Source organism: Salinibacterium sp. 10G20-15 (assembly GCF_057365065.1).
Window position 1 is genome coordinate 2,388,816 of the sequence record NZ_CP195118.1, and the last position, 11,489, is coordinate 2,400,304.

An 11,489-nucleotide genomic window follows, 5' to 3' on the forward strand; every position below is an offset into this window, starting at 1 on the left:
ATCCATTCATCACTACCGGAGACGGCTTATGACTTCGCCCCTGCGCACCTTCACCTCGGAGTCCGTTACCGAGGGTCACCCCGACAAGATTTGTGATCAGATCAGCGACGGCATCTTGGATGCGCTGCTCGGCGAAGACCCGAACGCGCGCGTTGCCGTCGAGACTCTCGTGACAACCGGGCTCGTTCACGTCGCCGGCGAGGTCACCACCACCGGCTATGCCGACATTCCCGCCATCGTGCGCGAGCGTATCTCTGAGATTGGGTACAACTCCTCAGACGTCGGGTTCGATGGTCGCTCCTGCGGAGTGTCGATCTCGATTGGCGCGCAGTCTCCCGACATCGCTCAGGGCGTCGACCGTGCGCTCGAAGCGCGCGAAGAGCACTCCAACGACGCTTTGGATGTGCTGGGCGCCGGTGACCAGGGGGTCATGTTCGGGTACGCGACCAATGAAACCCCACAACTCATGCCCGCTCCTATCTGGTTTGCGCACCGCATGGCCGAGCGTCTCGCCGAGGTTCGTAAAGAGGGCCTCGTCGATTACCTGCGCCCCGATGGCAAGACTCAAGTGACGGTCGGGTATGAGGGTTCCGTGCCCCGCAGCATCGAGACCGTGGTGCTTTCTACGCAGCATTCGCCCTCCGTTTCGACCGCGCAACTGCGTCAGGAGATCGAAGAGCTAGTCGTTCGACCGATCGCCGAAAGTTCAGGTCTCGACCTCTCGAACCTGCAGGCGATCGTGAACCCTAGCGGCCGCTTCGAGATCGGTGGACCTCAGGGCGATGCCGGCGTCACTGGCCGCAAGGTCATAGTCGACACTTACGGTGGCGCTTCCCGTCACGGTGGAGGAGCGTTCAGCGGAAAAGATCCCTCGAAAGTCGACCGCTCGGCAACCTACGCCATGCGCTGGGTCGCGAAGAATGCCGTTGCGGCTGGCCTTGCCGATCGTGTTGAGGTGCAGATCGCGTATGCAATCGGCCGGGCGGCGCCCGTGAGCCTCTACGTCGAGACTTTCGGCACCGGCCATGTCTCTGATGAGGCACTGTTGAGAGCGATCCACGAGGTGTTCGATCTGCGTCCCGGTGCGATCATCCGGGATCTGGATCTGTTACGCCCCATCTACGCCAAGACTGCGGCCTACGGTCATTTCGGCCGCGAACTTCCCGAATTCACCTGGGAGCGTCTCGACCGTGTTGAGGCACTTCGCCAGGCGGCCGGCCTGTAGCGATGGCTGACGCATCCATCGCTCGGGTGCTCATTGATTCGCCGCTGCCGCAACTCGACAGACTCTTTGATTACGCGATTCCCGAGAAGCTACGTGCTGACGCGAGGGCGGGCGTCCGCGTTAAAGTGCCGCTCAGAACACTCGGCAGACTCGTCGAAGGCTGGATCGTCGAGCTCACCGACACTGTCGATTACGCAGGCAAGCTGAGCGAACTCGAGACGGTGATCTCGCCTTTTCCCGTGCTCACACCTGAAGTGTGGAGACTCGCGCGCACCGCAGCGGACCGCGCCGCGGGCAATGCGGCCGATGTCTTGCGGCTGGGTATCCCGAAACGCCACGCACGCGCCGAAAAATCACTTCCCGATCCCTCAGCGACCACTTTCGAACCATCGGGGCAGCCGACGGCAGTTGCCTTCTTCGATGAGGGCGCGATCACGACGCTCGTGTCGCAGCACAAACGCGCTGCTCTTGCCGCGCCAACGGGAGTGACCGAGGTTGCTCCGGGAGTCTGGGTCGGCCGCTGGGCTGTCACAATGGTTCAATTGGCTGCTCAAGCTCTCGCTCGGGGTACGACCGCGATCCTCGCGACCCCGGACTTCCGCGATCAAGAGCAGGTTCAAGCCGCCGCCGCGGCTCTACTACCAGCAGACCGAGTGTTGCGGTTGGATGCCCGCCAGAGTGTTCAGAAGCGCTACGGGAACTTTCTGCGTGCTCACGATGGAACTCCCTACGTCATCATCGGTAATCGGTCAGCGGTCTACGCCCCGGCAGCCAATCTCGGGCTCATCGTGGTGTGGGATGACGGAGATCCGCTCTATAGCGAAAACCTTTCGCCCTATATCCATACACGGGATGCCGCGCTGCTTCGCCAAGAACAGCAGCAGTGCGCGCTGGTCTTTCTCAGCCATTCGCGCAGCACCGAAGTGCAACGCCTCGTGGAGGTGGGCTGGTTGGTGGCGCTCAGCCCCGGCGGTCTTCGCACGCCCAAAGTGATTCCCTCGGCCAACCAGGTCAGTCACGACCGGCTCGCCGCGATCGCGCGTATTCCGTCGTCCGCCTGGAGGGCCGCACGGGCAGGTCTCGATGAGGGCCCGGTTCTTGTTCAAGTCGCGCGCCCCGGCTATGCGCCACGGCTTGCCTGTTCCGACTGTATGCAGACGGCTCGCTGTACTACCTGCGCCGGACCGCTGGCGCAGCGGTCGGCATCCGCGACCCCCAGTTGTGTCTGGTGTGGGGCACTTGCCGTCACATGGCGCTGCCGAGAGTGCGACGGTACGAAACTGCGCATGGTGGGCTCGGGCAGTGCTCGCACCGCCGACGAGTTAGGGCGCGCGTTCCCGGGCTATCGTGTGATCGTTGCAGATGGTGACCATCACGTGCTTACGGTCCCGAAGGAGCCTTCGCTCGTGATTGCGACGCGCGGGGCTGAGCCGGTAGCCGAAGGTGGCTATCGAGCGGTGCTGCTCCTCGATGGTGCTGGCATGCTGGCGCGCGAGAGCCTGCGGGTGGCGGAAGACTGTCTACGCTGGTGGTCGAACGCGATCGCGTTGGCCGCGGACGGTGCGCCGACGGTGATCGTGGGCGTCGGTGGTGCACTTGCCACGTCCCTCGTGACCTGGCGCCAAGAGGATTTCGCCCAAACCGAGCTTGCGGACCGCCGAGAGCTCCGTTTTCCGCCAGCTGTCCGCGTCGCAACGCTCACCGGAAAGGTTGAACTCATTGATGATGCGATTCGCCAGCTCTCCGTCGCGCCGCTCGATGTTCTCGGACCGGTGGACCTTGCCGATGGACTGGTTCGCACAATTGTTCGTTTCGATTACAAAGACGGTGCTGCCGTCGCTGAACAACTCAAAGCGCTCGTGGTAGCGGCCACGACAGTGGCGCGTCGCAGTCGCAAACCGGGCACACCGCGAGCCCAACAGCCGCCGCCGGGACTGCGGGTTCACCTCGATGACCTCGAACCCTTTGTCGATCTCTAGTCGCTCAGTGCGTATCTTTGAGCGATTTCACGAGAGAATTGGTGGATGACTTCCTTGCGACTCCTTTTTGCCGGTAGCCCCGAGGTCGCTGTTCCCAGTCTCGACGCGCTGCTGACCTCCGAGCACGAGGTAGCCGGAGTGCTCACGCGTACCGATTCGCCCCAGGGGCGACGCCGCGTGATGACCCCCACGCCGGTGGCGGCGCGCGCGCACGAGGCTGGGGTGAGCGTTATTCGTGCCAACCGGCTCGACACGGCTGCGGCATCCGCCATTGACGATCTTCAGGTCGATCTCGGCGTGATTGTGGCTTACGGCGGATTGGTACCCGCGAACGTTCTTACGATTCCTCGACTCGGTTGGATCAACCTGCATTTTTCGCTGTTGCCGCAGTGGCGAGGTGCGGCCCCCGTGCAGCGCGCGATTATGGCGGGGGATACCGTGTCGGGCGCGACGGTGTTCCAACTTGTCGAGCAACTCGACGCGGGCGATGTCTTTGCCACGATGACCGAACCGATCGGTGCCCAGCAAACCGCGGGTTCGCTGCTGCAGCAATTATCGCTATCTGGTGCCGCGCTGCTGTCGGAGGTGGTCGACTCGATTGCTGCCGGTAGAGCTCATGCTGAGCCGCAGGTCGGTGAGGTGACGTTGGCTCCGAAGCTCACTCTCGACGACGGCCGCATCGACTGGGCTGAGCCGGCGCCGTCGGTGCACAACCGTATTCGCGGCGTCACGCCCGAGCCCGGCGCTTCGACGTCGATTGACGGCAGCCGCCTCAAGGTGCTCGAAGCGGCGATTGCGCGTGACACCCCGTCACTTGCTCCCGGTCACTTCCAATTTGCCGGTAAGAGAGTCTTGGTCGGCACCGCAACCGACCCTCTAGAACTTCTCCGGGTCCATCCCGAGGGACGCAAGGCAATGGATGCCGCAGCCTGGTGGCGCGGCCTGAATTCAGAATCAGAGGTGGTGGCTTCATGAGCTACGCACAGTCAGCCCGTCGGGTAGCGCTCGACGTCATCATGGCGGTGCGCGACTCGGACGCGTACGCCAACCTACTCCTTCCCGTTCAACTCGAACGCGCCAAACTGTCGAGTGCCGATGCGGGGCTCGCCACCGAGCTCACCTACGGCACGCTGCGCATGCAGGGTTATTACGATGCCGTGATCGCACAAGCGGCCGGCCGCGCGGTGGCGAAGATCGATCCACCGGTGCTCGATGTGCTGCGCCTTGCGACCCACCAACTCCTGTCGATGCGCGTGCCGTCTCACGCGGCCGTCGATGAATCGGTACGGCTGGCCAAGACCATTGGCTCTCGTTCAGCGGTCGGCTTCGTCAATGCGGTGCTGCGCGCCATCACGAAGCACGATGCCGAGACCTGGCGCGAACGTGTGATTGGTGCTGCGGGCTCTGGCGAAGAAACTCTCGCGCTGGCGTACTCGCATCCGCTGTGGGTCACCCGGGCTTTCCGCCAGGTTCTCGTCGCCGAGGGGCGCGAAGCTGAACTCGAAGGGCTCTTGGCCGCCGATAACGTGCCCGCTCGGGTGTCGGTTGCAGCGTTGCCGGGTTTCTCGGAAGCTGCGGACATTGACGTCACTCCGTCTGAGTACTCGCCGATTGGCGGCTCTCTCCGCGAAGGTGACCCGGCCAAGAACGCGGCGATCGCCTCCGGTCGCGCCCGCGTGCAAGACGAAGGCTCCCAAATCGCCGCGCTCGCTCTCAGCCGCGCTCGCCCCGTCGAGCCGGGGGAGTCATGGCTCGATATGTGCGCTGGCCCCGGCGGCAAGGCGGCCTTGCTCGCCGCGGAAGCCCTGCAGGGTGGTGCGACGCTCACCGCCAACGAACTGGTTCCCGCTCGCGCCAAGCTTGTCCGCAATGCGCTGGCCGTCTTCGATGCTCCGCCCGAGGTATGGGAGAAGGATGGCGTAGACATTGGCGAAGATTTTCCGAATCAGTTCGACCGCATCCTGCTCGACGCTCCCTGCACCGGTCTCGGCGCCCTCCGGCGTCGTCCCGAGGCTCGTTGGCGCAAACAGCCCGGCGATGTCGCGCAACTCGGGGCTATTCAGACGGCGCTGCTGAAGTCCGCGCTTACGGCGTTGAAGCCGGGTGGTGTCTTGGCGTACGTCACGTGCTCGCCGCACGCCGCTGAAACGAAGGCGATCGTCGGGTCGGTGCTGCGTAAGGTCGAGGGAGTGACCAAGATGGATACGCCTGCGGTGGTGCGGGGCTTCTCCAAGGCAGAGCTTGACCTGCCCGAAGCAGCCCACGTTCAGTTGTGGCCGCACCGTCACGGAACTGACGCCATGTTCATTCAACTGCTTGTCAAGGCTGACGCTTAGAGAGGTTTCGGTTATGTCTGTACGCATCAACCCCAGCATTCTGGCGGCGGATTTCGTCAATCTCGAACGGGATATCGCCAAGATCTCGAACGCTGACCTCGTCCATGTCGACATCATGGACAATCACTTCGTGCCGAACCTGACGTTCGGTCTTCAGATGACGGAGCGCATCCAGCAGGTCTCTACGATCCCGCTCGATGTGCACTTGATGATTACGGACCCTGACCGCTGGGCGCCCGACTACGCCGACCTCGGCGCTTACGGCGTAACGTTCCATGCTGAGGCTGCAGCGGATGCCTTGGGTCTCGCCCGCACGCTGCGGGCGAAAGGCGCTCGTGCCGGCATCGCGGTCAAGCCCGGTACTCCGATTGAGCCGTATCTCGAACTGCTCGAGGAGTTCGACCAGGTTCTCGTGATGACGGTCGAGCCGGGTTTTGGTGGCCAGAGCTTCATGGAAGAGACGATGCCCAAGCTCACCCAGCTTCGTGAACTCGTCGACAAGCGCGGGCTCGATGTCTGGCTCCAAGTCGACGGCGGAGTCGACGAGCGCACGATCGAGATCGCGGCAGCGGCCGGGGCCGATACTTTTGTTGCTGGTTCTTCGGTGTACCGAGGCGACGACCCTTCACTGCGGGTGTCAGAACTGCGCGAGAAGGCTAGCGCTCACCGTCATGCTCACTGACGTTCTGTAGAGGTCCCACGCTCTGTAGCGCTCCCACGCTCTGTTCGGAATGCGATCGAACCGCTAGCACCCAGGTGCAAGCCCAGCCGAATAAGCGCGTGTCTTGCTGCCCACAGCGAACACGGCCACCTTTGGCGGTGCGAGAAGCGGGGCATCCGGAGTCATCTGGTTGACTAGTCCAATGACTGATTCAGGAAAAACTAAGCCAGAGGTCGAGTTCTATGAGGGCCCTGCGCCCACTGAACTCGTCATCATCGACATTGAAGAGGGAACCGGCGCAGAGGCAACTGCGGGTTCCACGGTTGACGTGCACTACTTGGGCGTCGACTTCGAGACTCTCGAAGAGTTCGACTCCTCGTGGAGCCGCGGCGAGTCCATCAACTTTCCGCTCATGGCGCTCATTAGCGGTTGGCAGGAGGGAATTCCGGGCATGAAGGTGGGCGGCCGTCGCCAGCTCATCTGCCCGCCGCACCTCGCCTACGGTCCCGCCGGTGCTGGTCACCAGCTCTCCGGACGCACTTTGACCTTCGTGATCGACCTGCTCGGCACGAACTAGTCACACCTCGTTCAAGTCATGCGGCAAGGGACCGCCCTCCGGGGCGGTACCCTTGACGTGTGAAAGACTTCGACGCACTTTTTGCTGAGCTAAGCCGCAAAGCGGTAGAACGTCCCGCCGACTCTGGTTCGGTTGCCCTGTGGGATGCCGGAGTGCATTCGATCGGCAAGAAGATTGTGGAAGAGGCTGCCGAAGTATGGATGGCAGCTGAGTACCAGTCGGACGAAGAAACCGCAGAAGAGATCTCTCAACTCATTTACCACCTCCAAGTTCTGATGGTTGCTAAGGGTCTGAGCCCCGAGGACGTGTGGCGACATCTTTGATGCGCCTCCGACCACTTATCGCACCAATCGACTGAGAGTTGACATGTTAAGAGTTGCTGTGCCCAACAAGGGCTCACTGAGCGAGATCGCTTCCGAGATGTTGTACGAAGCCGGCTATGCGGGCCGACGGGATCCTCGAGCATTGAATGTGCGCGATGAGCGCAATGGCGTGGAGTTTTTCTACCTCCGTCCGCGTGACATTGCCACCTACGTGGGCTCGGGCGCCCTCGATGTTGGAATCACTGGTCGAGATCTTCTCTTGGACTCGGGATCACCGGCCGTGGAGATCGCGGCCTTGAATTTCGGTGACTCGACGTTCCGTTTCGCGGGGGAGCCGGGACGGTTCACCGAACTTTCCGACCTCAACGGAGTTCGGGTTGCCACGAGCTATGCCGGCCTCGTTGGAGGGTTTCTTGAGCGTCACGGCGTCACGGCAGAGCTCGTGAGCCTCGACGGAGCTGTGGAGTCCGCGATCCGACTCGGAGTGGCGGATGCTGTGGCCGACGTGGTGTCGACCGGTTCCACGCTTCGCGCTCAGGGTCTCGAAATCTTCGGCCCCGTTATTCTCGACTCGACTGCTGTGCTCATTAGTTCCGGCACAGATGTCGAAGGTAGCGCTACGCTGCAGCGTCGCTTGCAGGGCGTTCTTGTCGCTCGCCAGTACGTTCTCATCGACTACGACGTGCCGGTCACGCTGCTCGAAGCAGCGACGAAGGTGACCCCGGGCATCGAGAGCCCCACCGTTTCTCCCTTGCAAGATCCTGCGTGGGTCGCTGTGCGTTCAATGGTTCGTCGGGTCGATACCAATCAGGTCATGGACGAACTGCACGCTGTCGGCGCTCGGGCCATTCTGGTCAGCGCGATTCACGCAGCGAGGATCTAGTTATGACGGTCGCTGTACGGGTCATTCCGTGTCTCGATGTTGCCGACGGCCGCGTAGTGAAGGGCGTCAACTTCAAAGATCTTCGCGATGCTGGAGATCCCGTGTCTCTCGCGCGTCTGTACTACGAGCAGGGGGCCGACGAGGTTACCTTCCTCGATGTGACGGCAACGGTCGAAGGCCGCGCCACGATGTACGAGGTAGTGCGTTCCGCAGCCGAGCAGATCTTTATTCCGCTCACCGTCGGTGGCGGGGTTCGCCAGCCTGACGACGTGTCGAAGCTGTTGGCTCACGGCGCCGACAAGGTAGGCGTCAATAGCGCCGCTCTGGCGCGGCCCCAACTGATTGATGACATTGCTCACCGTTTCGGTGCTCAGGTTCTCGTGCTCAGCCTCGACATTAAGCGGCGCGGAGACGGCTGGATTGTCACGACGCACGGTGGCCGCACCGAGACGGATCGCGACGCGCTCGAATGGGCGCGTGAGGCCATGGAACGTGGCGCCGGAGAGTTGCTCGTCAACTCCATCGATGCCGACGGTACGAAAGAGGGTTTCGACCTCGAACTCGTCTCGGCGATCAGCGAATTCGCCACTGTGCCGGTTATCGCCAGTGGTGGAGCCGGCAAGGTCGAGCATTTCGCTCCCGCCATCGATGCTGGCGCGGATGCCGTACTCGCAGCATCCGTCTTCCACAACCGTCAGTTGACGGTTGGCGATGTCAAGGCTTCACTCAACAGCCAGGGATTGGTTACACGATGAGCGATGAACTCACTCTCGAGACCGTGAACGACGTGCTGGAACGCGCTCAGTTCGCTGCCGACGGTTTACTGCCGGCGATCATCCAGCAGTGGGACACCAAAGAGGTGCTCATGTTGGGTTACATGAACGCCGAAGCACTCACGCGAACCCTCACTGAGGGGCGTGTGACGTTCTACAGCCGCAGCCGTCAGGAACTCTGGCGCAAGGGCGACACGAGCGGGCACCGCCAGTACGTGCGCACTGCGGCCCTGGACTGCGACCGGGATGCGCTGCTCGTGGGTGTAGAGCAGATCGGCCCCGCGTGCCACACCGGCACTCACTCTTGTTTCGACGTAGATCCGCTCGTTCCCCGTCAAGGATTCTCTGATGAATAGCACCACCACTCGCGAAGAGTTCGATCAGCTCGTCGCTGCCCGCCACCGTGTCGTTCCGGTCATCCGCCAACTCTTCGCTGATGGTGAGACTCCGGTCGGGGTTTACCGCAAATTGGCGAAAGCAAATCCGGGCACGTTCTTGCTTGAGTCGGCCGGGCAGGGCGGCATTTGGGCACGCTTCTCGTTCGTCGGTGTCGCAAGCTTTGGCGTTCTCACGCAGCACGAGCATGGCGTCGAGTGGATCGACTACGGGATGCCGCGAGAGCGCATTCTGGGCGACGACTGCCCGACGGCTCCGCTGGAAGCACTCGCGCATCTCAACGAGCGCTGGAAGACTCCGCGCGTTGAGGGGCACCCTCCGTTGACCGGTGGTCTCGTCGGCTTTGTTGGCTGGGAAGCCGTTCGAGAGCTCGAAAACCTTCCGGATGCCCCTCCTGCTGACTTCGAGGTCCCGAGCCAAGCGCTTAGTTTTGTATCCGATCTCGTGGTTCTCGACCACCGTTTCGGCACGGTTTTGCTGATTTCGACCGCGCTCAACGATGCTCACCAGTCTGCCGACGATATGTGGGCGGAGACGCAATTGCGTCTCGACTCCCTCCAGACGGGCCTAGCCCAGCCGACGGAAGCCTTTCTGGCCGATGTCGACATCGAGATCGAACCGCAGCCCGCCCCGCGCACCACTCCTGCCGAGTACGCAAACGCCATTGAGAAGTCCAAAGAATTTATTCGTGATGGCGATGTCTTCCAGGTCGTAATCTCTCAACGTTTCGACCACGAGGTCTCGGCGACGCCGCTAGACGTGTACCGCGTGCTGCGCACTCTAAACCCGTCGCCGTACATGTATCTGCTCTCGCTCGTCGGTGTGGATGGACGACCGTACTCCATCGTGGGCGCGAGCCCCGAGGCGCTCGTGAAGGTCAGCCACAAGCGTGTGCACATGCATCCGATTGCGGGTTCGCGTCCGCGGGGCACTGACACCGAACGCGATCGTGAACTTGCTGAGGAATTGCTTGCTGATACCAAGGAACTAGCCGAACACCTGATGCTTGTCGACCTTGCTCGTAACGACCTCCTGAAGGTGTGCACTCCGGGCACGGTCGCGGTGACGGAATTCATGCAAGTCGAGCGCTTCAGCCACATCATGCACCTTGTTTCGTCCGTAGAAGGCGATTTGCGCCCTGACGCAACCGCGGTCGATGTGTTCCGCGCAACGTTCCCCGCCGGCACGCTCTCGGGCGCCCCGAAGCCGCGAGCACTAGAGATTATTGACGAGCTCGAACCCGCTCAGCGCGGTGTGTACGGGGGAGTCGTGGGTTACTTTGACTTCGCCGGTGACGCCGACCTGGCAATTGCTATCCGCACGGTCACGATTGTTGACGGTATGGCTCGGGTGCAGGCGGGTGCCGGGCTCGTTGCGGATTCAGATCCCGCTGCAGAGCACCAAGAAGCGCAAAATAAGGCTGCAGCGCCGTTGCGTGCTGTTGCGGTCGCCAATGCGATGACACAGTTGAGCTCATGAACGGTAAGCGGTCTCGAACGGTAGTTCTCGCGGGGCTCGTACTTCTCGCCGCTCTGGTCATGCTCACGTGGACCCAGCGGTGGTTCACCATCACGCTGCCGGATGACGTCACGGTCGAGGTGCTCGGCAGCGATGCAGCCGGGGCGCTGGCTGCGCTCGCACTTTCCGTGTTCGCGCTGGTTGCTGCTCTGAGTATCGCGTCGGTGTTTGTGCGACGGATTCTGGGTGTCGTGGCGGCAGGGGTAGGTGTGGCAATTGTCGTCGTGAGCCAAGCGACCATCGCCGACCCCGCTCTGGCGTCGTCCGAACTGGTGACCCAGTCCACGGGCATCAGTGGCATCGATTCTGTTCGGGCGCTCATCGTCGCGGTTGAGGGCAGTATGTGGTCGTATACCGCGCTCGTTGCAGGGGTGCTTCTTATCCTTGTGGGTTTGCTTGCAACGATCACCGCTCGCCGGTGGCCGACTGCCACGAAAAAATACGAGCGAGCAACCGGCACTGTCGCGGATGATCCCGCCTCGCAGTGGGACGCGCAAAGTCGTGGAATCGACCCGACTGAGCGCTAATTGGCAACGCCGAGCGGCTTACTCCCGCTACAATTTAGGATCAGCAAAGAATGGAGCCTGATGAGTACTGATAATGACCCCGGCCACGGAAACTCCCCGGCGGCATGGACCGCTGTAGTGATCATGTTGGTCGCGTTCACGATCGGAACGCTCGCTTTCTGGTTCAACATTGCGTGGCTTGTCTTCGCGTCGGCCGGACTGGTTGTCGTTGGGCTGATCGTCGGCCAGGTGCTCAAGCGCCTTGGCTACGGCGTGGGTGGCGACAAACTCACCCCTAAGACGCACAGCTAA

The 11,489-nt window shown here is 62.2% G+C and carries 13 protein-coding genes; all 13 read left to right on the forward strand.

The window, feature by feature from the left end:
• Window positions 1–28: 28 nt before the first annotated feature.
• The 13 genes from metK to ACR3YK_RS11635 all read left to right on the forward strand — a co-directional run bounded on the left by metK (window position 29) and on the right by ACR3YK_RS11635 (window position 11,489).
• Complete coding sequence (metK, locus tag ACR3YK_RS11575) at window positions 29–1,225, forward strand: methionine adenosyltransferase (protein WP_486175009.1); 1,197 nt, start codon at window positions 29–31, stop codon at window positions 1,223–1,225.
• Window positions 1,226–1,227: 2 nt separating this feature from the next.
• Window positions 1,228–3,204, forward strand: a complete 1,977-nt coding sequence (locus ACR3YK_RS11580) for a primosomal protein N' family DNA-binding protein (protein WP_486175010.1) — start codon at window positions 1,228–1,230, stop codon at window positions 3,202–3,204.
• Window positions 3,205–3,258: 54 nt separating this feature from the next.
• Complete coding sequence (gene fmt / locus ACR3YK_RS11585; RefSeq protein WP_486176412.1) at window positions 3,259–4,179, forward strand: methionyl-tRNA formyltransferase; 921 nt, start codon at window positions 3,259–3,261, stop codon at window positions 4,177–4,179.
• Window positions 4,176–5,540: an RsmB/NOP family class I SAM-dependent RNA methyltransferase gene (locus ACR3YK_RS11590; protein WP_486175011.1), complete on the forward strand. Its 1,365-nt coding sequence runs from the start codon at window positions 4,176–4,178 to the stop codon at window positions 5,538–5,540. The genes fmt and ACR3YK_RS11590 overlap by 4 nt, the downstream gene beginning before the upstream one ends.
• A 13-nt stretch (window positions 5,541–5,553) precedes the next feature.
• The gene (gene rpe / locus ACR3YK_RS11595) at window positions 5,554–6,222 is read left to right on the forward strand and encodes a ribulose-phosphate 3-epimerase (RefSeq protein ID WP_486175012.1); all 669 of its coding nucleotides are present in this window, start codon (window positions 5,554–5,556) and stop codon (window positions 6,220–6,222) included.
• A gap of 181 nt (window positions 6,223–6,403) precedes the next feature.
• On the forward strand, window positions 6,404–6,778 hold the full coding sequence (locus ACR3YK_RS11600; RefSeq protein ID WP_100388945.1) for an FKBP-type peptidyl-prolyl cis-trans isomerase: 375 nt from the start codon (window positions 6,404–6,406) through the stop codon (window positions 6,776–6,778).
• 59 nt (window positions 6,779–6,837) lie between these two features.
• Complete coding sequence (locus tag ACR3YK_RS11605) at window positions 6,838–7,101, forward strand: phosphoribosyl-ATP diphosphatase (RefSeq protein ID WP_486175013.1); 264 nt, start codon at window positions 6,838–6,840, stop codon at window positions 7,099–7,101.
• A 43-nt stretch (window positions 7,102–7,144) separates the two neighbouring features.
• Window positions 7,145–7,984 (forward strand): ATP phosphoribosyltransferase, encoded by an 840-nt coding sequence (hisG, locus tag ACR3YK_RS11610; RefSeq protein ID WP_486175014.1) that lies wholly within the window; start codon window positions 7,145–7,147, stop codon window positions 7,982–7,984.
• 2 nt (window positions 7,985–7,986) lie between these two features.
• Complete coding sequence (gene hisF, locus ACR3YK_RS11615; RefSeq protein WP_486175015.1) at window positions 7,987–8,739, forward strand: imidazole glycerol phosphate synthase subunit HisF; 753 nt, start codon at window positions 7,987–7,989, stop codon at window positions 8,737–8,739.
• Complete coding sequence (hisI, locus tag ACR3YK_RS11620) at window positions 8,736–9,113, forward strand: phosphoribosyl-AMP cyclohydrolase (protein WP_486175016.1); 378 nt, start codon at window positions 8,736–8,738, stop codon at window positions 9,111–9,113. The genes hisF and hisI overlap by 4 nt, the downstream gene beginning before the upstream one ends.
• Complete coding sequence (locus ACR3YK_RS11625; protein WP_486175017.1) at window positions 9,106–10,632, forward strand: anthranilate synthase component I; 1,527 nt, start codon at window positions 9,106–9,108, stop codon at window positions 10,630–10,632. The genes hisI and ACR3YK_RS11625 overlap by 8 nt, the downstream gene beginning before the upstream one ends.
• Window positions 10,629–11,198 carry a Trp biosynthesis-associated membrane protein gene (locus ACR3YK_RS11630; protein WP_486175018.1) on the forward strand — a complete coding sequence of 190 codons (570 nt, stop codon included), beginning with the start codon at window positions 10,629–10,631 and terminating at the stop codon, window positions 11,196–11,198. The genes ACR3YK_RS11625 and ACR3YK_RS11630 overlap by 4 nt, the downstream gene beginning before the upstream one ends.
• Window positions 11,199–11,258: 60 nt before the next feature.
• Window positions 11,259–11,489, forward strand: a complete 231-nt coding sequence (locus ACR3YK_RS11635; protein ID WP_100388952.1) for a DUF6704 family protein — start codon at window positions 11,259–11,261, stop codon at window positions 11,487–11,489.